The following is a 22,623-nucleotide window of genomic DNA, read 5'->3' as shown; positions in this document are numbered from 1 at the left end:
GCGCCCGCCCACCGGCCGCCCCCCGCCTCGCCCGCCCCACCGCCCCTGCGTCGCCCGCCACGGCGCCCGCCCCACGGACCCATAGACTGACCCGCATGGCCGACCTCACCCGTGACGACGTGGCGCACCTCGCCGGTCTCGCCCGCATCGACCTCTCCGACGCCGAGCTCGACCGGATGGTCGGCGAGCTCGGCGTCATCCTCGAGGCGGTCGCAACGGTGCAGCAGGCGCCGATCGCCGACGTCGAGCCGATGAGCCACCCGATGCCGATCGTCAACGTCACGCGCCCCGACGTCGTCCGCCCCTCGCTCTCGCCCGAGGACGCCCTGTCCGGCGCGCCGGAGTCCGAGCAGCAGCGCTTCTCCGTCCCCCGGATCCTCGACCAGGACTGAGGGCACCCCAACCCGCCCGAGGCGGACGCCGGATGCCGTGCCACGGCATCCGCCGTCACCTCACCCACCCGGCCCCGCACCCACAGGAAGCCACGACGTGACCACCGACCTCACCCGGTCCACCGCCGCCGAGCTCGCCGACCTCCTCGCGCAGGGGAGCGTGTCGGCGCGCGATGTGGCGCGGGCCCACCTCGACCGCACCGCCGCCGTCGACGGCGACGTGCACTCCTACCTCCACGTCGACGCGGAGGGGGCCCTGGCTCAGGCGGACGCCGTCGACCGGCGCCGGGCCGCGGGGGAGCCGCTGCACGCGCTCGCCGGCGTGCCGATCGCGGTCAAGGACGTCATGACGACCCGTGGCCTGCCGACGACGTGCGGGTCACGGATCCTCCAGGGATGGGTACCCCCCTACGACGCGACGCTCGTGACCCGACTGCGTGGGGCCGGCATGCCGATCCTCGGCAAGACGAACATGGACGAGTTCGCGATGGGCTCCTCGACCGAGCACAGTGCCTACGGCCCGAGCCGCAACCCGTGGGACCTCGAGCGCATCCCCGGTGGCTCCGGCGGTGGCTCCTCATCGGTGGTCGCCTCCTTCCAGGCGCCGCTCGCGATCGGGACCGACACCGGGGGGTCGATCCGTCAGCCCGCGGCCGTCACCGGCACGGTCGGCACCAAGCCGACGTACGGCGGCGTCTCGCGCTACGGGCTCGTCGCGCTCGCCTCCTCGCTCGACCAGGCCGGTCCGTGCACGCGCACGGTGCTCGACGCCGCCCTCCTCCACGAGCTCATCGGCGGGCACGACCCGATGGACTCCACGTCGATCGACGCACCGGTGCCGCCCGTCGTCGAGGCGGCGCGCCGCGCCGACGTCGCGGGGCTGAGGATCGGCATCGTGCGCGAGCTCACCGGCGAGGGCTTCCAGGCCGGTGTGCAGGCCCGCTTCGACGAGGCCGTCCAGCACCTCGTCGACGCCGGAGCCGAGGTCGTCGAGGTCTCCTGCCCCAGCTTCACCTACGCCCTGGCCGCGTACTACCTCATCCTGCCGAGCGAGGCGTCGAGCAACCTGGCGAAGTTCGACGCCATGCGCTACGGACTGCGGGTCGCCCCCGAGGGGGTCGACGAGCCGAGCGCCGAGCAGGTCATGGCGGCCACCCGAGACGCCGGCTTCGGCGACGAGGTCAAGCGCCGCATCATCCTCGGCACGTACGCCCTGTCGAGCGGCTACTACGACGCCTACTACGGCTCGGCACAGAAGGTGCGCCGCCTCATCGCGGACGACTTCACCCGGGCTTTCGAGACGGCCGACGTGCTCGTCAGCCCCACCGCGCCGACGACGGCGTTCCGGTTCGGCGACAAGCTCGACGACCCGATGGCGATGTACCTCAACGACATCGCGACGATCCCGGCCAACCTCGCCGGCATCCCGGGCATGTCCGTGCCGAGCGGACTCGCCGAGGAGGACGGCCTGCCCGCCGGTTTCCAGATCCTCGCCCCGGCGATGCAGGACCACCGCCTGTACGCCGTCGGCGCGGCCCTCGAGGCGCGGCTCACCGCCGCGTGGGGCGGCGCGCTGCTCGACCGGGCCCCCGCGCTCGCCACGACCAAGGAGGCCTGAGCGATGACGACCCGCACCCACGCCGAGGCGACCGTGCCCTTCGAGGACGCGATCGCGGCCTACGACCCCGTCATGGGACTCGAGGTGCATGTCGAGCTCAACACGGCGACGAAGATGTTCTGCGGCTGCCCGACCGGGTTCGGCGCCGAGCCGAACACCCAGGTGTGCCCGGTCTGCCTCGGGCTGCCCGGCGCGCTGCCGGTCGTCAACGAGAAGGCGGTCGAGTCGGCGATCCGCATCGGGCTGGTGCTCAACTGCGAGATCGCGTCGTGGTGCCGCTTCGCCCGGAAGAACTACTTCTACCCGGACATGCCGAAGAACTTCCAGACCTCCCAGTACGACGAGCCGATCGCGTTCGACGGCTTCCTCGACGTCGAGCTCGACGACGGCACCGTGTACCGGGTCGAGATCGAGCGCGCGCACATGGAGGAGGACACCGGCAAGTCGCTGCACGTCGGCGGTTCGACCGGCCGCATCCACGGGGCGACGCACAGCCTCGTCGACTACAACCGCGCCGGCATCCCGCTCATCGAGATCGTCACGAAGCCGATGACCGGGGCGGGGGAGCGGGCCCCGGAGATCGCGCGGGCCTACGTCGCGACGCTGCGCGACCTCCTCAAGGCGCTCGAGGTGTCCGACGTGCGGATGGAGCAGGGCTCGATGCGCTGCGACGTCAACCTCTCCCTCATGCCGAGGGGGGCCGAGGTGTTCGGCACGCGCTCGGAGACCAAGAACGTCAACTCGCTGCGCTCGGTCGAGCGGGCGGTGCGCTACGAGGTCGGCCGGCACGCCGCGGTGCTCAGCGCGGGCGGCACGGTCGTCCAGGAGACCCGGCACTGGCACGAGGACACCGGTGTCACGACGTCCGGCCGGATCAAGTCCGACGCCGACGACTACCGCTACTTCCCCGAGCCCGACCTCGTGCCGGTCGCGCCTTCCCGCGAGACCGTCGACGCGCTGCGGGGCACCCTGCCCGAGCCGCCGGCCGCCCGGCGCAAGCGGCTGCAGGCGACGTGGGGTTTCGCCGACCTCGAGATGCGCGACGTCGTCAACGCCGGGCTCGTCGACCTCGTCGAGGAGACCGTCGCGGCGGGCGCCTCACCGGCGGCCGCCCGCAAGTGGTGGTCGGGCGAGGTCGCCCGGCAGGCCAACGCCGCGGGGCAGGACGTGCCGACGTACGCCGCCGCGCTCGGCGTCGGGCCGGCATCCGTCGTCGAGCTCGAGGGCCTCGTGACGTCCGGGCGGCTCAACGACTCGATGGCGCGCCAGGCCTGGGAGGGCGTGCTCGCGGGCGAGGGCACCCCGACCGAGGTCGCCGATGCCCGTGGGCTCGCGCTCGTGCAGGACACCGGCGCGCTCGAGGCGGCGGTGGACGCCGTCATCGCGGCCAACCCGGACGTCGCCGCGAAGATCCGCGACGGCAAGGTTGCGGCCGTCGGTGCGCTCATCGGGCAGGTCATGCGCGAGACGAAGGGCCAGGCCGACGCCGGCACCGCCCGGGCCATCATCCTGGAGCGCCTCGGCCAGTCCTGACCCGACTTCTTGCACATCACCCACCCGAAACGACCCGGAACCGGCCCGTTGGGGTGGGTGATGTGCACGAAGTCGAGCGCGTTGAGGGGGGCGAGAGCGGGCACCGTCGGCGTAGTGCCGGCCGAGTGCCGGCCGAGCGCCACCTCGGCTGTGCCGGACCGTGTTCCGTGCTGCGGAACCCCGCTGCGGGCCGAGCCGGTGCTCACCGGTAGTCTTTAACCACTCCAGATCGGTGGCGGCAACGGCGACGCCCCCTGGAGGGACCATCCCCCCTCACGAAGGAGCACTGACCCCGCATGTCCCTCGTCAACTCGACCATCAAGCCCTTCGAGGCCACGGCCTTCGTCAACGGCTCCTTCGTCCCGGTCTCCTCGCGCGACATCGAGGGCAAGTGGGCGATCTTCTTCTTCTACCCGGCCGACTTCACCTTCGTCTGCCCGACCGAGCTCGGCGACCTCGCCGACCACTACGAGGAGCTCAAGGCCCTCGGTGTCGAGGTCTACTCGGTCTCGACGGACACCCACTTCACGCACAAGGCGTGGCACGAGGCGTCGGACACGATCCGCAAGGTCACCTACCCGATGGTCGGCGACCCCACCCAGCGGATCTCGAGGAACTTCAAGATCCTGCGCAAGGCCGAGGGCCTCGCCGACCGCGGCACCTTCCTCGTCGACCCCGACGGCGTCATCCAGTTCCACGAGGTGACCGCCGAGGGCATCGGCCGCAACGCCGCCGAGCTCGTCCGCAAGGTCAAGGCCGCCCAGTACGTGCGCAACCACCCGGGCGAGGTCTGCCCCGCCAAGTGGGAGGAGGGTGAGGACACCCTCGCCCCGTCGCTCGACCTCGTGGGGAAGATCTGATCCCAATGCTCGATCCCGCTCTCGCCCAGCAGCTCTCGGCCTACCTCACGAAGGTGGTGCACCCCGTCGAGCTCGTGAGCACCCTCGACGCCTCGACCGCGTCGGGGCAGCTCGCCGAGCTCCTCGACGAGGTCGCGGCGCTGTCGGGCGGGCGGGTCACCCACGTCCGGACCGGGGACGCCCTGCGGCGTCCCTCGTTCCGCGTGGTCCGGGAGGGCACCGACGTCGAGGTCGAGTTCGCCGGCCTGCCCCTCGGCCACGAGTTCACCTCGCTCGTCCTCGCCCTGCTCCAGGTGGGCGGCCACCCCTCGACGGCCCCCGCCGAGCTGCTGGATGCCGTGCGCGGCCTCGGCGGTGAGCACCGGTTCGAGACGTACTTCAGCCAGTCCTGCCAGAACTGCCCCGACGTCGTGCAGGCGCTCAACCTCATGAGCATCCTCAACCCGGGCATCAGCCACGTCGCGATCGACGGCGCCGTCTTCCCCGGCGAGGTCGAGGAGCGCGGCGTGCTGGCCGTGCCCATGGTCTTCCGCAACGGCGAGCTCTTCGGTCAGGGACGGATGACCCTCGAGGAGGTCGTCGCCAGGCTCGACGCCGGAGCCGCCGAGCGTGACGCCGAGCGGCTCGCTGCGCTCGAGCCCTTCGAGGTGCTCGTCGTCGGCGGCGGCCCCGCCGGGTCGAGCGCCGCGATCTACACCGCGCGCAAGGGCATCCGCACCGGCCTGCTCGCCGTGCGCTTCGGCGGCCAGCTGCTCGACACGATGACGATCGAGAACTACCCGTCCGTCGAGCACACCGAGGGCCCGCGGATGGCAGCCGACCTCGAGCGGCAGGTCCGTGGTCTCGGCGTCGAGGTCGTCACCGGGCAGGTCGCCGAACGGCTGGTCCCCGCTCCGGTCCCCGGAGGGCTGCACGAGGTCCACCTCGGGTCGGGCGCCGTGCTGCGGGCCCGGGCCGTCGTCATCGCGAGCGGCGCCCGCTGGCGCACCCTCGACGTCCCCGGGGAGGACGAGCACCGCAACCGGGGCGTCACCTTCTGCCCGCACTGCGACGGGCCGCTCTTCGTCGGCAAGCGCGTCGCCGTCGTCGGGGGCGGCAACTCCGGGGTCGAGGCCGCCATCGACCTCGCGGGGGTCGTCGAGCACGTGACGCTCGTCGAGTTCGCCGACGAGCTCAAGGCGGACGACGTCCTGCAGCGCAAGGTCCGCAGCCTCGGCAACATCGACGTGCTCCTGGGCACCGCGACGACCGAGGTCGTCGGCGACGGGTCCAGGGTGGTCGGCCTCCGGCACGCTCCCCGCGCCGGCGGTGAGGCCACGGTGCTCCCCGTCGAGGGCGTCTTCGTCCAGATCGGCCTCCTGCCCAACACCGAGTGGCTCGACGGGGTCGTCGAGATGACCCCCAGCGGCGAGGTGGTCGTCGACGCGCGGGGCGCGACCGGCATCCCCGGTGTGTTCGCCGCCGGTGACTGCACGACCGCGCCGTGGAAGCAGATCGTCGCTGCCGCCGGTGCCGGTGCCGGGGCTGCGCTGTCGGCCTTCGACCACCTCATCCGGACGTCCGCGCCCGCGGCATCCGACGCCGACGAGGCGGCCGCCCGGGCCTGAGGTCACCTCACCGGGCAGACCCCCACCTGACCCGAGAAGAGTCCTCGGTTGAGGTGGGGGTTGGTCGGGTGACCGGATGGACCCGGGCGGGTCGGGGGGAGGAGGCCGTCAGCGCCGTCCGCCCCCGAGGATGCCGCCGAGCAGGTCGCCGATGATGCTGCCCGCGTCGATCCCGCCCGGTGCGCCGCCGGATGCCGTGCCGCCGGATCCCGTGCCGCCGCCGGATGCCGGGCCGCCGGGCCCGGCGGTGGCGCCGCCCAGGACGTCGCGCAGCAGGTCGTCGAGCCCCCCCGGCCCCCCGGCGGTGCCGGAGCCACCGGGCAGGCTCGGCGAGGTGTCGGCACGTGGGGCGGTGGCTCCGCCGGCCCCGCCTGCCCCGCCCGCCCCGCCGCCCGCGCCCCCGCGGAGCACCCGGTTGGCGAGCCAGGACAGCACCATGGGCGCGAGGATCGGCAGCAGCTTGCGCACGAGCGCCCCGCCCATCCCCGAGCCGCCCCCCATGGCGGGCAGCCCGCCGAGCCGGTTGACGACCTCGTCCTGCTGGTCTCCGAAGATGTGCCCGGCGATGGCGCTGCCGTCCTGCTCGTCGATCGCGGACAGCTCGGCGCCTCCGGTGAGCAGGTCGTCGTCGTGCTGGCCGAGCGCCTGGAGGATCGAGCCCGCGCCGGCGGGGTCACCGGCATTGGCCTGCAGGCCGCCGAGCAGGGCCGGCAGCACGGCCGCGGCGGCGGTGCGCACCTCGTCCGGGGAGGCCCCGACCTGCGCGGAGATCTGCTCCGCCGGAAGGGCACCGAGGATGTCGTCGACTGCGGACATGGGGGTCCTTTCGCTCGGGGCGGACCGACTCCGTCCCACTGGGGACAACCTAGCCCCGGGTCGCGCAGCCCACAGGGTCCGGCCGGGACAGCGGCCCCGCCCCGGGTGCATGATCGGGGTATGACCCGTGCAGCGCAGGACCGAACCCTCGTCCTCCTCCGCCACGCCAAGGCCGAGCAGCAGAGCTGGGACAACGACCACGAGCGCGAGCTCACGGCCCGCGGCCGGCGCGACGCCGCCGCCGCCGGCCGGTGGCTCGTCGAGCACGGCATCGGGGTCGACGAGGTGCTCTGCTCGACGTCGGAACGGACCCAGCAGACGACCGAGGGGGTCTGGGAGAGCGGGTGCCCCGAGACCGAGGTGCGGCTCGACCGCCGGATCTACCTCGCCCCGCCCGAGCGGCTGCTCGAGGTCGTCCGCGACGCCGACGAGGACGCCGACGTCGTCATGGTCGTCGGGCACGCCCCTGGGATCCCCTCGCTGACCGAGCTGCTCTGCGACGGCGAGGGGAGCGTCGAGGGCCACCGCAAGATGGCCGAGGGCTTCCCCACGTGCGCCGTCGCCGTGCTGCACTACTCGGGTCGCTGGGCCGACCTGGAGTTCGGCGACGCCCGGCTCGAACGGTTCCACGTGTGCCGGGACGGCGGATGACGCCGGACCAATCCGATCGATGACGAAGGTGTGAGGTGAGCATGCGCAGTGCCCGGTGGAACGAGATGTCCCCGACGACGCGGGCGGTCGTCGTCACCGCCGGCGTCGTCGACGCCGGTCTTCGGGCCTGGGCGCTCGCCGACCTGAGGAACAGGCCGGCCGAGCAGGTGCTCGGGCCCAAGGCGGTCTGGGGCCTGGCGCTCACCGTCGTGAGCTCGGCCGGGGTCCTGCCCGCCGCCTACCTCCTCCTCGGGCGGCGCCGGGCGGCCTGACCCGTCCGCCCGAACCCGGGCGGCTGTCGCGGGCGCGGGCCCCTCGCGGGCCTGGCCGTCGCGGGGCCCGGCCGTCGCGGGCCCGGGCTGTCGCGGGCCCCGCTACCCCTTGACCGGGAGGGCCGCCGTCGAGTCGTCCGCGCCCGGAGCGGCGATCCCGCCGGCATCCGCGTCCGCCTCCTCGACCTGGGCGCCCCACCGTCGGAACACCTCGATGACGGTCAGCGCCACCGCCACGACGACGGCGATGACGACGACGTCGCCGGCGCTCGGACGGTCACCGACGAGCACGGCCAGGACGGCGAGCCCGCCGACGGCGGCCCGCAGCCCCGTGACGTTGTGGTGCGCGAAGCGGGCGACCGAGGCGAGGGCGCCGGTCGGCCGGCGCGTCGAGCCGGCGATCCGGGCGGGCACGGTGCGCACCGCCCGCGCGGCGCTCGACGGCCCGGCCAGCCAGGCGGCCACAGCGATGACGAGGAAGAGCACGGCCGCCGAGCGCACCCACAGCCGCAGCGGCACCGTCACGGTGTCGAAGAGCACCTGCCCCACCTCGGGCACGAGGAGCGCCTGCTCGATGTCGTCGAGGTAGAGGGCGCGCAGGACCTGCACGCCGAGCAGGAGGAGCACGAGCGACCCGACGACCATCGACGCACCGATGACGAGGGCGCGGCGACGCGCCGGTGCGAGCGCGACCCCGGCTGCGAGGAGGAGCACCGCCGCGATGGGGAGCACGGTGTGCAGCAGGTCGAGCAGCCGGATGGCGGACTGGGCGTTCGCGAGGTTCGCGCTGTCGAGCACGACGAACTGCGCGTTGACGGTGGGGATGCGGTCGGCGAACGGGACCCCGCGCTCGATGAGCACCGGCTTGATCGCGTCGATGAACGCGGCGAGGTTGACCGCCACCCGCCCGTCCTCGACCGTCAGCCCGGCGCTCGTCTCCCCGGTCAGGGCCGCGACGAGGCTCGCGTGCGCCTCGCGGTTGGCGGCGATCCACGCGTCCTCGAAGGCGTCCGAGGCGACGAGCTTGCTGACCTGCTCCTCGGTGAAGCCGTAGATCGCGTTCGAGATGGGCTGGGCGAACGTCGTGAGGTCGACCGGGAGGTTCTGGGTCAGGCCCTCGACCCGGGGCCGCTCGGCGAGGGCGCCGAGGGTGCTCGCGGTGAGCTCCTCGACGCGCAGCTGCTCGAAGACGGCGTCGGTGATCCGTCGCGAGATCTCCTCCTGCACCGCGGGGTCCTCGGCGAGTGGCGCGACCATGGCCACGTACTCGTCGGTGTCGAGGAGGGTGGCGTTCGACCACGTCGCGAGCGCCGAGAGCGGTGCGATGAGCGCGGCGAGGAGCATGAGGACGACCGCCCCGGCCCAGCGCCCCCGCTGCGGGTGCCGGGTCGGCGCCGGCGCCGCGGGTTCGCTCGCGACGAGGGCGCGCAGGCGCTCCAGCTCGGCCCGCTCGTCGACGGTGAGCGGCTGGGTCACCTCCGCAGCGGTCGACTCGGGAGCGGTGGCCCCCCGAGGGGTCGCCTCGGCCGCGGTCGCGTCGGGCGCCGTCGTCTCGGGCACGGAGGCGTCGGGTGCTTCGGGTGCTCTGCTCATGACCGTCCTCGTCGCTGCGGCACCGCACCTTCCGGCCGTCCGGCCGACGGTCGGCGCCGCGCCTCGAATCTAGGGACGGCCACCCCCGGCGCGAGTCACCCCGCACGGGTGAATCGTCGACGCGCGGGTACGCCGACGGCATCCGCGACCCACTCCCAGAACCGCCAGCGCGCCTCATCGGACGCGCGGGTGCGGCGCAGCATGTTCCTCGGCCGGCGCCGCCGGTCGTGCCACAGGTGGCCGGATGCCGGTGCGGGCTCGACGGCGCTGACCCACGTCGTCGTGTCGGCGCCGTCGGACTCCGAGCGCAGCACCGGACCCATGAGGGTGGCGAACCGGGGCAGCGAGCTCGTGACGCCGGGGGTGCTCGCCCAGCCGGGGTGGGTGGCGTGCACGGTGACCCGCGACGCGCGCCACCGCTCGGCGAGCACCGGCAGGAGCTCGACCTGGCCGCGCTTGCTCCGGGCGTAGGCGACGGCGCCCCCGTACTCCCCGCGGACGAAGTCGGGGTCGTCGACGGGGAGGGCCTGGGTGTACATGCCCCCCGACGTCACGAGCACGACGCGCCCGGCATCCGCCGACAGCAGCGGGAGGAGCAGCTCGCTCATGAGCACCGGGCCGAGGACGTGCAGGGCCATCGTCAGCTCGTGGCCCTGGGGCGACTCGATCCGGGCGGCCGGTAGCGCCCCGGCGTTGTGGACGAGGCCGCGCAGCGCGATGCCAGCCTCGAGGAACGCGGAGGAGAACGCGCGCACCGAGTCGAGGTCCGCCACGTCGCACACCCAGACCCGGGCCGCACCGTCCCGACCGCCGGCCGCCTCGGCCTCGGCCGCCACCCGGGCGCCGCGGGCGGCGTCGCGCACGACGAGGTGCACCGTGGCCCCGAGGGCCGCGAGGTCGAGGGCGGTGCGGCGCCCGAGGCCGGAGGACGCCCCCGTGACCGCGACGTGGCGGCCGGCGAGGGCGCCGGGCCGGGGGTCGTCGGGCCACGTCGGGAGGCGGCGGCGCACGGCCGACCCGACCCGGCTGAAGCCCGGCACGACGGTGCGGTCGAGCACGGTGTCGAGGGCCCTCGAGGCCCCGATGACGAGCGAGCCGCTCACATCAGGGCCCGCATCGCGGCGGTCGCGCCCCGCAGGTACCGCTCGACGACCGCGCGCTCGCGGTCGCTGAGCGAGGAGTCGATCTCGGCGAGGCCGCTGAACATCGGCGCGAGGCGGGTGAACACCTCGGCCCGCCCGGAGTCGGTGATGACGACCTCGGTGCGGCGCCCGTCGTCCGGGTGCGGTCGGCGCTCGACGTGGCCGCGGGCGGCGAGCCGGTCGACGACCCCCGACGAGGCCGCCGAGGTGACGCCCAGCGCGCGGGCCAGCTCGACCGGACCCATGGGGGTGCCCATGAGGTGACGCAGCGAGTGCAGCTCGGACACCGAGAGCCCCGCTTGCCGGGCCACCTCGTGCGGCACCTGCGCCGCGACGTCGACGAGCTCCTGGAGGGCGTCGAGCGTCGCCGACTCCCGGTAGTGGGGGGCGACCGATCGCACGTCCGCCACAACCTTAGACAAAGTTGCCTCAGTGGGGTCCGGTTCCCTAACGTCACTCACCTACTTAGCAATCTGGTGACTCATCGACCGAGGGACACCGTACCAAGGAGAGCCGCATGGACCGTCTCGCCCACCTCATCACCCGGCGCTGGGTGGCCGGGCTGCTCGCCCTCTTCGCCCTCGTCGGGGCCGGCGCGGTCATCGGGGGCGTGGGCCAGGCCGAGGGGCCGCCCACCGCGGTCGCGGCGCTGCCCGACGGCACCGACAGCAAGGCCGCCGCCGAGCTGCGGGCCCAGCTGCCGGAGGCCGAGGGCTCGGCCGCCGTCGTCCTGTACAGCAGCGACGACGCGTTGACGCCGCAGGAGATCGCCCTCGTCGAGGAGCGCTCGCGCACCCTGCCCGGTGCCACCGGGGCGCCCCCCGTCGTGGCCGAGGACGGCACGGCCGCGACCTTCGTCGTCCCGGTCGACTCGAACGACGCCGCGGAGACCGCCGACGCGGTCGCCGAGCTGCGCGAGGCCGCCACGGCCGGGCTGCCCGAAGGTCTCACCGCCCAGGTGACCGGGCCGGCCGCCGTCCAGGCCGACCTCGCGGCGGTGTTCGACGGGGCGAACGTGCGCCTGCTCGCCGCCACGGCAGCCGTCGTCGCGATCCTGCTCGTCATCACCTACCGCAGCCCGCTGCTGTGGCTCGTGCCGCTCACGGTCGTCGGGGTCGCCGACCAGCTCGCCGCCGTCCTCGCGACCCACACCCTCGCGACCTTCGACGTGCTGTGGGACGAGTCGACGATCGGCATCCTGTCGGTGCTCGTCTTCGGCGCGGGCACCGACTACGCCCTGCTCCTCATCAGCCGCTACCGCGACGAGCTCCGGGGCACCGAGGACCGCCGCGAGGCCATGGCCGTCGCGGTGCGCCGCACGACCGAGGCCGTCCTGTCGAGCGCCACGACGGTCGTCCTCGGCCTGCTCACACTGCTCCTCTCGCTCTTCCCGGCGACCCGGGGCCTCGGCCTGGCGTGCGCGGTGGGCATCGTCGTCGCCGCGGTCTTCGCGCTCGTCGTGCTTCCCGCGGCCCTCGTCGTCTTCGGTCGCTGGATCTTCTGGCCCAGGGTGCCGAGCGTCGGCCAGGCCGGGCTCGCCGACTCGCACTCGCTGTGGCGGCGGATCGGGAACGCCGTCGCGGCGCGGCCCGCGGGCTTCGTCACCGTCACCCTGCTCGCCCTCGCCGTCATGGCCGGCGGCATCTCGCAGATCCAGACCGGGTTGTCCGGTGCCGACCAGTTCCTCGAGAAGCCGGAGGCCATCGCGGCCGGTGAGCGCCTCGCCGAGTCGTTCCCGGCGGGTGCCGCCGACCCCACCGTCGTCATGACGCGCGGTGACGGCGAGGCCGTCGCCGAGACGGCGCGCAGCGTCGAGGGGGTGAGCGACGCCCGCGTCGGCGCGAGCGGCAACGGCGTCACCGAGGTCGACGCCGTCCTCGACGCCGAGCCCGGGTCGTCGCAGGCCCAGGCCACGGTCGTCGCCCTGCGCGAGGCGCTCGACGTCGGCACGGACACCCACGTCGGCGGCACCGAGGCCGAGGCGCTCGACGCGTCCGACGCCGCCGCCCGCGACCGTGCGGTCATCATCCCGCTCATCCTCGCCCTCGTCCTCGTCGCGCTCGGCCTGCTCCTGCGCTCCGTCGTCGCCCCGGTCGTGCTCGTCGCGACGGTGGTCGCCACGTACCTCGCGAGCCTCGGGGTGTCGTGGGTGCTCTTCACGCAGGTGTTCGGGTTCGAGGCGCTCGACGACGGCGTCCCCCTCCTCGCCTTCGTCTTCCTCGTCGCGCTCGGCGTCGACTACAACATCTTCCTCGTCACCCGGGCGGCCGAGGAGGCCCGCGGGCACGGGTCGAGGCAGGGGATGCTGCGTGCACTCGCCGCGACCGGCGGCGTCATCACGAGCGCCGGCATCCTGCTCGCCGCCGTCTTCGCGGTGCTCGGCGTGCTCCCGCTCGTCGTGCTCGCCCAGCTCGGCGTCATCATCTGCGTCGGTGTGCTCCTCGACACCCTCGTCGTGCGCACCGTGCTCGTGCCGGCCATCGCGCTCATCCTCGGCGACCGGTTCTGGTGGCCGAGGCGCGTCGACGCCGGGCGGTCCGGCGGGGCCGCCGCGCCCGACGGTGACGAGCCGCGCGAGCCCGCCGTGGCCGGCGAGCCGGTTCCCGCCGGGGCCGCGGGGATCGGCACGGCGTGACCCCGCAGGGCCTCGGCCTCGTCACGGCCGTGCTCACCGTCGTCACGGGCTACGCCGTGCTCGCGAGCCGGTGGACGACGGCCGGCTCGCGCTGGGCCGCCGCGCTGCAGCGCCCCCGCTGGCAGCCGCCGGATGCCGTGTTCGGCGTCGGCTGGCCGCTCAACGTCGGTGCCCTCGCAGTGTCGGGCATCACCGTCGCGACGGGCCTCGCCGTGGGCTACCACCGGCTCGCCGGGAAGCCGTCGTGACCTTCTCGTGATCTCCCGGCCGTGAGTGCATCCGCGCGGGGCCGATCGGCGGAATGAGGGGTGAGGTCGCACTCCGCGGCCCGTGCCGCACGAGAGAGGACGTCCGATGCTGCTCCTGGCGAACGCCACCGCCGTGGGCGACCTCGCGACCCTCGCGCCGCCCCGGCGGGCGGCCAGGCGGCGGGACACGCTCCCTCTGCTGCGCACTGTCACGCCGCCTCGGCCTATCGTGGAGGCCGTGAGCACCGGTGAGCAGGTCCACCTCGACGACCTCGCGGCGCGCCTGCGCGCGGGATCGAGCGAGGCCCTGGCCGAGGCCTACCGCGAGTGGTCCTCCCTCGTGCACACCCTGGCGATGCGCTCCCTCGGCAACCACCACGACGCCGAGGACGTCACCCAGCAGGTCTTCGTCGCCGCGTGGCGCAGCCGCCACACGCTGCGCCCCGAACGCGGGTCGGTGCCCGGGTGGCTCGTCGGCATCACCCGGCACAAGGTCGCCGACGTCCACGCGAAGCGGGCCCGTTCGGCCCGTGACGCCGCGGCCGTGGCCGTCAACACCCTGCCCGACGAGCACGCGCCGCCCCCCGACGACCAGCTCGCGGCCCGGCTCGTCCTGCACGACGAGCTCGCCCGGCTCGGGGACCCCCGGGCCACCGTCGTGCGGATGGCGTTCCTCGAGGACCTCACCCACGAGGAGATCGCCCGAAGACTCGAGCTCCCGCTCGGCACCGTCAAGAGCCATGTCCGACGAGGACTGCTCCACCTGAGGACCCGCCTGGAGGAGGTGAACCATGTCCCATCCTGACGACGAGACGCTCGCCGCCCTCGCCCTCGGCGAGCCCGTGCCCGCGGAGTCGGGGGACCACGCCCGCGGCTGCCCGTCCTGCTCCGACGACGTCGCCGCGCTGCGCGACACCCTGACGGCCCTGCGCGCGCCGGTGCCCGACCTCGTCGCGCCACCACCGTCGGTGTGGGATGCCGTGCAGGCCGAGATCGCCGGCGACGCCGTCGCCGACGCCCCCGCGTCCACCGACGCCCCCGGGTCCACCGACGCCGGCGCGTCCGCCGTCGTCCCCGCCGACGAGCTGAGCCGGCGCCGCGGTGCGCGCCAGCGCCGCGGCCTCCCGCTCGCCTGGGTCGCCGGTGCGGCGGCGGCCGGGCTCGTCGTCGGCGTGGCCGGGACGCGCCTGCTCGACCGCGAGGAGGCGGTGCCGGCCGGCACCACGGTCGCGAGCACGAGCCTGGACACCCTCGACACCCAGCAGGTCAAGGGGTCCGCCGACGTCGTGCGGCACGAGGACCGGCTCGACCTGGCCGTGCGCACCGAGCCGATCGACGCGGCGGACGGGTACCTCGAGGTGTGGCTCATCAACGAGGACCTCCAGCGCATGGTGTCGGTCGGCGTGCTCCGCCCCGGCGAGACCGACCAGTCCTTCGCCATCCCGCAGGACCTGCTCGACGAGGGCTACGTCATCGTCGACATCTCCCGCGAGGGCTTCGACGCGGCCCCGGAGCACTCCGGCGACAGCGTCGTGCGCGGCACCCTCGCCACCTGAGCGCGCCGGCCGCCGGGACGCCGGGGCGTCCCGGCGCGCCGGCTCCCTAGGATGAGCGGCATGACCACGTCACCGGACATCAAGCCCCGCAGCCGCGACGTCACCGACGGGCTCGAGAAGACCGCGGCGCGGGGGATGCTGCGGGCGGTGGGCCTCGGTGACGACGACTTCGCGAAGCCCCAGATCGGCGTCGCGAGCTCGTGGAACGAGATCACGCCGTGCAACCTGTCGCTCGACCGGCTCGCCAAGGCGGTCAAGGAGGGCGTCCACGCCGGCGGCGGCTACCCGCTCGAGTTCGGCACGATCTCGGTGAGCGACGGCATCTCGATGGGCCACGAGGGCATGCACTTCTCCCTCGTGAGCCGCGAGATCATCGCCGACTCGGTCGAGACGGTCATGCAGGCCGAGCGCCTCGACGGCTCCGTGCTGCTCGCCGGGTGCGACAAGTCGCTGCCCGGCATGCTCATGGCCGCCGCGCGCCTCGACCTGGCGTCGGTCTTCCTCTACGCCGGGTCGATCCTGCCCGGCATCGCGAAGATGTCCGACGGCTCCGAGCGCACCGTGACGATCATCGACGCGTTCGAGGCGGTCGGCGCGTGCGCCCGCGGCCTGATGAGCCGCGAGGACGTCGACGCCATCGAGCGCGCGATCTGCCCCGGCGAGGGCGCCTGCGGCGGCATGTACACCGCCAACACGATGGCCTCGGTGGCCGAGGCGATCGGGATGTCCCTGCCCGGCTCGGCGGCACCTCCGGCCACCGACCGCCGGCGCGACGGCTTCGCCCGCAGGTCGGGGGAGGCCGTCGTCGAGCTGCTCCGCCGCGGCATCACCGCGCGCGACATCATGACCAAGGAGGCCTTCGAGAACGCCATCGCCGTCGTCATGGCCTTCGGCGGCTCGACGAACGCCGTCCTGCACCTGCTCGCGATCGCGCACGAGGCCGACGTCGACCTCTCCCTCGCCGACTTCGCGCGGATCGGCCGGCGGGTGCCGCACCTCGCCGACGTCAAGCCGTTCGGCTCCTACGTCATGACCGACGTCGACCGCGTCGGCGGCGTGCCCGTCGTCATGCGTGCCCTGCTCGATGCCGGTCTCCTGCACGGCGACTGCCTCACCGTCACCGGGCGCACCATGGCCGACAACCTCGCCCACATCGCGCCGCCCGACGTCGACGGCAAGGTCGTGCGGGCCATGCGCGAGCCGATCCACGCGACCGGCGGCATCACGATCCTCACCGGCTCGCTCGCGCCCGGGGGTGCCGTCGTCAAGTCGGCCGGGTTCGACTCCGACGTCTTCGAGGGCACCGCCCGCGTCTTCGACGGCGAGCGGGCCGCGATGGATGCCGTCGAGGACGGCACGATGGTCGCCGGCGACGTCGTCGTCATCCGGTACGAGGGCCCCAAGGGCGGGCCCGGGATGCGCGAGATGCTCGCGGTGACCGGCGCCATCAAGGGTGCCGGCCTCGGCAAGGACGTGCTCCTCCTCACCGACGGGCGGTTCTCGGGCGGCACGACCGGCCTGTGCGTCGGGCACGTCGCCCCCGAGGCCGTCGACGAGGGGCCGATCGCCTACGTCCGCGACGGCGACGGCATCCGGCTCGACGTCGCCCAGGGCCGCCTCGACCTCCTCGTCGACGACGACGAGCTCGCGCGACGCCGGGCCGAGGGCCTCACCCACCCCGCCCCGAAGTACACCCGTGGCGTCCTCGCGAAGTACCGGCGGCTCGTCGGCAGCGCGAGCCAGGGCGCCGTGTGTGACTGAGCCGTCGGGGGTGGGGCCGGCGCTCGAGCTGACCGGCCTCGTCAAGGAGTTCCGCGGGCGCCGGGTCGTCCACGAGCTCTCCCTCGCCGTGCCGCGCGGCTCCCTCTACGGGCTCGTCGGCCCGAACGGGGCGGGCAAGACGACGACCCTGTCGATGGCCACCGGGCTGCTGCGGCCCGACGGCGGCACCGCCCGCGTGCTCGGCCACGACGTCTGGGCCGACCCCGCCGCGGCGAAGGCGGTCATGGGGGTGGCCCCCGACGGGATGCGGCTGTTCGAGCAGCTGTCGGGACGCGAGCTGCTCACCTACGTCGGGGCGCTGCGCCGGATGCCGCGCGACGTCACCGCCGACCGCGCCGACGAGCTGCTCGCCGTGCTCGACCTCGCCGACGACGCCCGCACGGTCGTCGCCGACTACTCGGCCGGGATGGTGAAGAAGGTCAGCCTCGCCGCCGCCCTCATCCACGCCCCGCGCCTGCTCGTGCTCGACGAGCCGTTCGAGGCGGTCGACCCGGTGTCGGGCCAGACGATCCGCACGATCCTGCGCCGGTACGTCGCGGGCGGCGGCACCGTCGTCATGTCGAGCCACGTCATGGAGCTCGTCGAGGGCCTGTGCGACCGGGTCGCCGTCATCTCCTCGGGGCGGGTGCTCGCCGCCGACACGGTCGCCGGGCTGACCCGCGGCGGCACCCTCCACGACCGCTTCCTCGAGCTCGTCGGGGCGTCCGACGCCGGGGGCGACGGCCTCGCGTGGCTGGGGTGAGGCGGCGGATGCCGTGACCGCCCTCGTCGTGCGCCTGCGCCTCGCGATGTGGCGCACCGCCATGGCGCGCAGCACGCTCCACCTCGTGTCGTCGATCCTCGGCGGCCTCGGCGCCCTCGCCGTGCTCGCGCTCCTCGGCCCGACCCTCGTGCTGCTGTCCGGGCAGCCGCTGCGGGTCACGGCGCTCACCGTGCCGCTCTTCACCGTCCTGACGCTCATGTGGACCGTGCTCGCCCTCATCGCCGCCGGCGTCGACGCGACCCTCGACCCCGCCCGCTTCGCCGTGCTCCCGCTGCGGGCCCCCGAGCTCGCCCGGGGGCTGCTCGCCGCGGCGCTCACCGGCATCCCGGCCGTCATGCTCTCGGGGCTCGCGCTCGCGCAGGTCGGCGCGTGGTTCGGCCACCCGGCGGCGGTTCCCGCGGCCCTGCTCGGCGGGGTGCTCGGCGTGCTCACGGCGGTGCTGCTCTCGCGCGCCGTGACGAGTGCGCTCGCCCGGGTCATGACGACCCGGGTGGGGCGGGTGCTCGGGGCGGTGGTCGTCTCGCTCGCCACGCTCCTGCCGCTCGGGCTCAACCTCCTCCTCACGACGGGATCGGTCGTCGCCGACCTCACCGCCTTCGATGCGACGCGCTCGGCGACGGTCGCCTCGTGGACCCCGGTCGGCTGGGCCTGGGCCCTGCCGTTCGACGTCGCCACGGGTCGGTGGGGCAGCGCCGCCGCGCACCTCGTCCTCGCCGTCGGACTCGTCGGGCTCCTGTGGGTGGTGTGGATGCGCCTGCTCGCCCGCTCGCTCACCTCGCCGCTCACGAGCTCGGGAGGTCAGCGCATCGGCCGGGGCCTGCTCCTGCCCGCCCTCCTCGGCACCTCCCCGACCGCGACGATCGCCGCGCGGCGGGTGCGGGCCTGGTACCGCGACAGCCGCCTCGTCGGGATCGCCCTGCGCACGGGTGTCCTGCCGGTCTTCTTCGTCGTCCAGGCGGTCCTCACCGACGCCCCCGGCCTCGCCGGGGTCGGCATCGTCACCCTCGCCGTCTTCGCGGGCCTCACCCTCATGAACGACCTCGCCTTCGACGGGCCGGCGTGGTGGCTGCACGTCGCGGTCGGCGTCCGCGGGTGGGAGGACCGGCTGGGCCGGGCCCTGGCCTCGACCGTCGTCTTCGGGCCGGTCGTCGTGCTCACGTATGCCGTGAGCCTGGCCCTTGGGGTCATCTCCAGCCCGGTGCCGTGGCTCACCGTCGTCGTCGTCGCGTTCCTCGCCAGCCTCGGGCTAGCCGTCGCGGTCGGCGCCGTGCTCCCCGGGACCGCGCCGCGCACCGGCGGGAACCCGTTCGCGGCGACGTCGGGCGGAGCCGCACAGGGGTGCCTCACCGCCATCGTGTCGTTCGTCGGGCCGGTGCTCCTCACCCTGCCGGCCGCCGTCCTCGCCGTCGCGACGTCGGGGTCGGGCGCCGGCCGGTGGGTCGCGCTCGGCGTCGGCACGGGCTACGGCCTCGGCCTGCTCGCGCTGGGTGTCGTGCTCGGCGGGCGACGCCTCGACCGGCGGGCCCCGGAGCTGCTCGCCCAGCTGGATGCCGCCCAGCTGTGACCCCGGGGTGTGTGGTCCTGGTCGCCCGCCCTCGGCTTCCTCCCGAGTCCTCCGCGTGCGTGACGTCTGAGGTGGCAGCGACCACACGAACATGCAGTCGCTGCGCCGAGTCACTCGGCTGAGCGGGGCCCGGGTGCGCCCAGTCCTCTCCCGTGCCCGACTGCCTGTCCGACGGCGCAGCCGCGGTGTCCTGCTGCGGGGCGCGAGCGCTTGCGGGTGAGCGGCTCGTCAGGCCGCCGCCCGTGCGGCGGGAGCCGGGTCGCGCTCGTCGTGCTCGGCGCGCACCGCGGCGACGGGCGAGAAGCGGTCGTGCATCGTGACGAGGAGGGAGAGCAGGAGCACGAAGAACACCGTGGCCGACTCGTCGAGGGCGCTGCCCCCGAGGAGGATCCGGGCGACGAGGACGAGGCCGAGGTTGACGAGGACGCGGCTGCCGAAGGCCGCGGCCAGCCCCTCGCGGCTGCCGACACGGCGGGCGACGACGAGCGAGATCGCGACGTTGGCGACGACGTACGCGGCGATGCCGACGAACATCCGCAGGTCGGAGACCTCGAGGCCGGGCAGGATGCGCGCGTAGATCGTCGAGAGCAGCCCGATGAGCACGACCTTCTCCAGCGTCGACCACGACCAGATCCGCACGTGGGCGGCGGTCCACGCGTCCCGCTGGGCGGCGGTGGCCATCTCCTCCGGCAGGGGGTCCGCCGCGACGCGCCAGGCGTGGTCGGGCGGCAGCAGGCGCGGGCGCACGACGAACCAGAGCACGGCGAGCCCGACGAGCACGGCGCTGACGACGAGCGGCGGGAACCACGGCACCTCCTGCCAGGTGTCGGTGAAGTCGAGCTGGGCGACGTGGATCCAGTACTCCTGCGGCAGCTTGATGAAGATCCAGATACAGGCCGCGGTGACGATCCAGAAGTGGCGGCTGAACCGACGCGGGTCCCAGCGGAGCCGGACCGCCTCGTAGGCGATGAAGAAGTACTCGAAGGTGTTGGGGAAGATGAGGAGGATGGTGCGCACCCCGGTGATCTCGAACGCCATGACCCCGACCATCCGGTAGAAGAAGAGGAACCGGGAGATGCCGACGGCGCCGGAGTGGGTCCAGTTCTGCAGCGACGACAGGAACGCGATCGACAGGTAGAACAGGTCCATCGCCTTGTCGTAGTTCTGGTACCCGGGAGGGTCGAAGCCGAAGGCCTGGAAGATCGACTGGTCGATGCCGTCGAGCACGAGGCAGGCGAGGACGGCGGGGAGCGGCCAGCGTGGGATGAACAGCGGCAGGAGGAACCGCAGGCCGACGACGGTGACGAAGACGATGGTGGTCTCGGTGGTCATGGCGGCGCTCCTGTGACCGGGTGGGGTGGCCTCGCCTGAGCGGCCGGGCTGGCGCGAACGCTAGCGGAGCCGGACCGCACGGCGAGGCGGCATCCGGGTAGTTCACCCGCACCGGGTGAGCGACCTCACGGTTCCGGATCGTGGGATTGGCCGTCTCGCCGGTTGACACGGCATACCCGCCGGGGGAGAGTTCACGTGTGGCCCGAGTCCTCGTACTTCCCCGGCGCGTCTGACCGATCCCGACCAGACGCGCTCCCTCCGTCGTCCCGCCACGGGACTGGAGGGTTTTTTTGTGCACGGACGCCGGGCGCGAGCACTCGGCGAAGACCAGAGAGCGGTGAACGGCAGTGACCGAAGTGAGACCGGCGAACCCGGTTGTCCCAGTGGCCCCCAGCGCGCCCAGTCCCGCGCAGGTCGCGCAGCAGGCCAGGGCACGGACCCCCATCGAGGTGACGGGCGCGCAGAGCCTCGTGCTCTCGCTCGAGGCGATGGACGTCGACACGGTGTTCGGCATCCCGGGCGGGGCGATCCTCCCGGCGTACGACCCGCTCCTCGACTCGGTCAAGGTGCGCCACATCCTCGTGCGCCACGAGCAGGGTGCCGGCCACGCCGCCGAGGGCTACGCAGCGGCGACCGGGCGGGTCGGCGTGTGCATGGCGACGTCCGGGCCGGGTGCGACCAACCTCGTCACCCCGCTGGCCGACGCGCACATGGACTCGGTGCCGATCGTCGCGATCACCGGCCAGGTGAGCTCGGCCGCGATCGGCACCGACGCCTTCCAGGAGGCCGACATCCGCGGCATCACGATGCCGATCACGAAGCACAACTACCTCGTGACCACGGCCGACGACATCCCGCGGGTCATCGCCGAGGCGTTCCACATCGCCGCCACCGGGCGCCCCGGGCCGGTGCTCGTCGACATCTCCAAGGACGCGCTCCAGGCCCGCACGACCTTCTCGTGGCCGCCGCGCATCGAGCTGCCCGGCTACCGCCCGGTGACCCGGCCGCACAGCAAGCAGATCCGCGAGGCGGCCCGGCTCATCGCCGAGGCCGAGCGCCCCGTGCTCTACGTCGGTGGGGGTGTCATCCGGGCCCGCGCGAGCGACGAGCTGCGCCGCTTCGTCGAGCTCTCGCAGATCCCGGTCGTCACGACCCTCATGGCCCGCGGCGCGCTGCCCGACAGCCACCCGCTCCACCTCGGGATGCCGGGCATGCACGGCTCGGTCTCCGCCGTCACCGGCCTGCAGAAGTCGGACCTCATCATCGCCCTCGGCGCCCGCTTCGACGACCGGGTCACCGGCCAGCTCAAGAGCTTCGCCCCGGAGGCCAAGGTCATCCACGCCGACATCGACCCGGCCGAGATCAGCAAGAACCGCAAGGCCGACGTGCCGATCGTCGGCGACTGCAAGGCCGTCATCGCCGACCTCATCGAGGCCGTCGACGCCGACAACGACGCCGGACGGGGCGGCGACTACACCGAGTGGCGCGAGCGGGTCGCCGGCTGGAAGTCGCTCTTCCCGGTCGGCTACACCGAGCCCGAGGAGGCCTCGCTCGCGCCGCAGTACGTCATCGAGCGGCTCAGCGCGATCGCCGGCCCGGATGCCGTCTACGTCGCCGGCGTCGGCCAGCACCAGATGTGGGCCGCCCAGTTCGTGCAGTACGAGCGCCCCAACGCCTGGCTCAACTCCGGCGGCCTCGGGACGATGGGGTACGCCGTGCCCGCAGCCATGGGCGCGCAGGTCGGCGAGCCCGGACGCACCGTGTGGGCCATCGACGGCGACGGCTGCTTCCAGATGACGAACCAGGAGCTCGCGACCTGCGTCATCAACAACATCCCGATCAAGGTCGCGGTCATCAACAACAGCTCGCTCGGCATGGTGCGGCAGTGGCAGACGCTCTTCTACAACGAGCGCTACTCCAACACCGACCTGCACACCTCGGTCGGCTCGCGGGTCCCGGACTTCGTCAAGCTCGCCGAGGCCTACGGGTGCGCCGGGCTGCGCTGCGAGCGACCCGAGGACGTCGACGCGACGATCCGCGCCGCGATGGAGGTCACCGACCGGCCGGTCGTCGTCGACTTCGTCGTCCACCGCGATGCGATGGTCTGGCCGATGGTCGCGGCCGGGGTGAGCAACGACCTCATCCAGGTCGCCCGCGACACCGCACCCCAGTGGGACCGCGAGGAGTCCGAGGCCATCGAGCAGTCGACCGACGCCGACCACGACGGGGTCCCCTCCGGGTCCCACCGCAACTGAAGGG

Annotated in this window: 20 protein-coding genes; 15 read left to right on the top strand and 5 right to left on the bottom strand. The window is 73.9% G+C overall.

Translation table 11 applies throughout. From position 1 onward, the window contains the following. Window positions 1–95 precede the first annotated feature (95 nt). The 5 genes from gatC (at window position 96) to ahpF (ending at window position 6,010) form a co-directional block, all read left to right on the top strand. Window positions 96–392, top strand: coding sequence for an Asp-tRNA(Asn)/Glu-tRNA(Gln) amidotransferase subunit GatC (gatC, locus tag ABD899_RS18530; RefSeq protein ID WP_345208808.1), 297 nt, complete (start codon window positions 96–98; stop codon window positions 390–392). Between the two features lie 97 nt (window positions 393–489). After that, window positions 490–2,010, top strand: a complete 1,521-nt coding sequence (gatA, locus tag ABD899_RS18525) for an Asp-tRNA(Asn)/Glu-tRNA(Gln) amidotransferase subunit GatA (RefSeq protein WP_345208806.1) — start codon at window positions 490–492, stop codon at window positions 2,008–2,010. 3 nt (window positions 2,011–2,013) lie between these two features. Then, complete coding sequence (gatB, locus tag ABD899_RS18520; protein WP_345208804.1) at window positions 2,014–3,543, top strand: Asp-tRNA(Asn)/Glu-tRNA(Gln) amidotransferase subunit GatB; 1,530 nt, start codon at window positions 2,014–2,016, stop codon at window positions 3,541–3,543. A gap of 296 nt (window positions 3,544–3,839) precedes the next feature. Continuing rightward, window positions 3,840–4,403: an alkyl hydroperoxide reductase subunit C gene (gene ahpC, locus ABD899_RS18515; protein WP_345208802.1), complete on the top strand. Its 564-nt coding sequence runs from the start codon at window positions 3,840–3,842 to the stop codon at window positions 4,401–4,403. Between the two features lie 5 nt (window positions 4,404–4,408). After that, window positions 4,409–6,010 carry an alkyl hydroperoxide reductase subunit F gene (gene ahpF, locus ABD899_RS18510; RefSeq protein WP_345208800.1) on the top strand — a complete coding sequence of 534 codons (1,602 nt, stop codon included), beginning with the start codon at window positions 4,409–4,411 and terminating at the stop codon, window positions 6,008–6,010. 108 nt (window positions 6,011–6,118) lie between these two features. Here the strand turns inward: ahpF and ABD899_RS18505 are convergent, their stop codons facing one another. Then, entirely contained in the window at window positions 6,119–6,826 is a 708-nt protein-coding gene (locus tag ABD899_RS18505) for a DUF937 domain-containing protein (protein WP_345208798.1), read from the bottom strand. A gap of 120 nt (window positions 6,827–6,946) precedes the next feature. Between ABD899_RS18505 and ABD899_RS18500 the strand changes: the two genes are divergently transcribed. Next, on the top strand, window positions 6,947–7,477 hold the full coding sequence (locus ABD899_RS18500; protein ID WP_345208796.1) for a SixA phosphatase family protein: 531 nt from the start codon (window positions 6,947–6,949) through the stop codon (window positions 7,475–7,477). Window positions 7,478–7,512: 35 nt separating this feature from the next. After that, complete coding sequence (locus ABD899_RS18495; RefSeq protein ID WP_425474995.1) at window positions 7,513–7,749, top strand: hypothetical protein; 237 nt, start codon at window positions 7,513–7,515, stop codon at window positions 7,747–7,749. Between the two features lie 102 nt (window positions 7,750–7,851). On the opposite strand, the gene ABD899_RS18490 is transcribed toward ABD899_RS18495, so the two are convergent. The 3 genes from ABD899_RS18490 to ABD899_RS18480 form a co-directional block, all read right to left on the bottom strand. Beyond that, on the bottom strand, window positions 7,852–9,342 hold the full coding sequence (locus ABD899_RS18490; protein ID WP_345208794.1) for a hypothetical protein: 1,491 nt from the start codon (window positions 9,340–9,342) through the stop codon (window positions 7,852–7,854). Between the two features lie 95 nt (window positions 9,343–9,437). After that, on the bottom strand, window positions 9,438–10,445 hold the full coding sequence (locus tag ABD899_RS18485; protein ID WP_345208792.1) for an SDR family NAD(P)-dependent oxidoreductase: 1,008 nt from the start codon (window positions 10,443–10,445) through the stop codon (window positions 9,438–9,440). Continuing rightward, complete coding sequence (locus ABD899_RS18480) at window positions 10,442–10,885, bottom strand: MarR family winged helix-turn-helix transcriptional regulator (RefSeq protein WP_345208790.1); 444 nt, start codon at window positions 10,883–10,885, stop codon at window positions 10,442–10,444. The genes ABD899_RS18485 and ABD899_RS18480 overlap by 4 nt, the downstream gene beginning before the upstream one ends. A 116-nt stretch (window positions 10,886–11,001) precedes the next feature. Between ABD899_RS18480 and ABD899_RS18475 the strand changes: the two genes are divergently transcribed. The 7 genes from ABD899_RS18475 to ABD899_RS18445 all read left to right on the top strand — a co-directional run bounded on the left by ABD899_RS18475 (window position 11,002) and on the right by ABD899_RS18445 (window position 19,032). Continuing rightward, window positions 11,002–13,119, top strand: coding sequence for an MMPL family transporter (locus tag ABD899_RS18475; protein WP_345208789.1), 2,118 nt, complete (start codon window positions 11,002–11,004; stop codon window positions 13,117–13,119). After that, window positions 13,116–13,367, top strand: a complete 252-nt coding sequence (locus ABD899_RS18470) for a tryptophan-rich sensory protein (protein WP_345208788.1) — start codon at window positions 13,116–13,118, stop codon at window positions 13,365–13,367. The genes ABD899_RS18475 and ABD899_RS18470 overlap by 4 nt, the downstream gene beginning before the upstream one ends. Window positions 13,368–13,605: 238 nt before the next feature. Then, window positions 13,606–14,172 carry an RNA polymerase sigma factor gene (locus tag ABD899_RS18465; RefSeq protein WP_345208787.1) on the top strand — a complete coding sequence of 189 codons (567 nt, stop codon included), beginning with the start codon at window positions 13,606–13,608 and terminating at the stop codon, window positions 14,170–14,172. Then, the gene (locus tag ABD899_RS18460) at window positions 14,159–14,923 is read left to right on the top strand and encodes an anti-sigma factor domain-containing protein (RefSeq protein ID WP_345208785.1); all 765 of its coding nucleotides are present in this window, start codon (window positions 14,159–14,161) and stop codon (window positions 14,921–14,923) included. Before ABD899_RS18465 ends, ABD899_RS18460 begins: the two co-directional genes overlap by 14 nt. Before the next feature lie 60 nt (window positions 14,924–14,983). Beyond that, entirely contained in the window at window positions 14,984–16,684 is a 1,701-nt protein-coding gene (gene ilvD / locus ABD899_RS18455) for a dihydroxy-acid dehydratase (protein ID WP_345208783.1), read from the top strand. Then, on the top strand, window positions 16,677–17,447 hold the full coding sequence (locus ABD899_RS18450) for an ABC transporter ATP-binding protein (protein WP_345208781.1): 771 nt from the start codon (window positions 16,677–16,679) through the stop codon (window positions 17,445–17,447). Before ilvD ends, ABD899_RS18450 begins: the two co-directional genes overlap by 8 nt. 13 nt (window positions 17,448–17,460) lie before the next feature. Further along, on the top strand, window positions 17,461–19,032 hold the full coding sequence (locus tag ABD899_RS18445; RefSeq protein WP_345208779.1) for a hypothetical protein: 1,572 nt from the start codon (window positions 17,461–17,463) through the stop codon (window positions 19,030–19,032). Between the two features lie 228 nt (window positions 19,033–19,260). On the opposite strand, the gene ABD899_RS18440 is transcribed toward ABD899_RS18445, so the two are convergent. Beyond that, a complete protein-coding gene (locus ABD899_RS18440) occupies window positions 19,261–20,364 on the bottom strand; it encodes a hypothetical protein (RefSeq protein ID WP_345208777.1) in 1,104 nt (367 codons plus the stop codon). 383 nt (window positions 20,365–20,747) lie between these two features. Here ABD899_RS18440 and ABD899_RS18435 point away from each other — a divergent pair, with 383 nt between their 5' ends. Beyond that, complete coding sequence (locus ABD899_RS18435; RefSeq protein ID WP_345208775.1) at window positions 20,748–22,619, top strand: acetolactate synthase large subunit; 1,872 nt, start codon at window positions 20,748–20,750, stop codon at window positions 22,617–22,619. Window positions 22,620–22,623 lie beyond the last annotated feature (4 nt).

The organism is Fodinibacter luteus (assembly GCF_039541575.1).
GTDB lineage: Bacteria > Actinomycetota > Actinomycetes > Actinomycetales > Dermatophilaceae > Fodinibacter > Fodinibacter luteus.
The sequence above is the reverse complement of the archived record's forward strand: the minus strand, read 5'-3'. Positions and strand labels throughout refer to the sequence as shown.

Excerpts from the sequence above, each read along its gene's own strand:
- ABD899_RS18460 (WP_345208785.1), top strand. The coding sequence starts at position 14,159 with ATGTCCCATCCTGACGACGAGACGCTCGCCGCCCTCGCCCTCGGCGAG.
- gatB (WP_345208804.1), top strand. The coding sequence starts at position 2,014 with ATGACGACCCGCACCCACGCCGAGGCGACCGTGCCCTTCGAGGACGCG.
- ABD899_RS18475 (WP_345208789.1), top strand. The coding sequence starts at position 11,002 with ATGGACCGTCTCGCCCACCTCATCACCCGGCGCTGGGTGGCCGGGCTG.
- ilvD (WP_345208783.1), top strand. The coding sequence starts at position 14,984 with ATGACCACGTCACCGGACATCAAGCCCCGCAGCCGCGACGTCACCGAC.
- ABD899_RS18440 (WP_345208777.1), bottom strand. The coding sequence starts at position 20,364 with ATGACCACCGAGACCACCATCGTCTTCGTCACCGTCGTCGGCCTGCGG.
- gatC (WP_345208808.1), top strand. The coding sequence starts at position 96 with ATGGCCGACCTCACCCGTGACGACGTGGCGCACCTCGCCGGTCTCGCC.
- ahpF (WP_345208800.1), top strand. The coding sequence starts at position 4,409 with ATGCTCGATCCCGCTCTCGCCCAGCAGCTCTCGGCCTACCTCACGAAG.
- ABD899_RS18500 (WP_345208796.1), top strand. The coding sequence starts at position 6,947 with ATGACCCGTGCAGCGCAGGACCGAACCCTCGTCCTCCTCCGCCACGCC.
- ahpC (WP_345208802.1), top strand. The coding sequence starts at position 3,840 with ATGTCCCTCGTCAACTCGACCATCAAGCCCTTCGAGGCCACGGCCTTC.
- ABD899_RS18490 (WP_345208794.1), bottom strand. The coding sequence starts at position 9,342 with ATGAGCAGAGCACCCGAAGCACCCGACGCCTCCGTGCCCGAGACGACG.
- ABD899_RS18505 (WP_345208798.1), bottom strand. The coding sequence starts at position 6,826 with ATGTCCGCAGTCGACGACATCCTCGGTGCCCTTCCGGCGGAGCAGATC.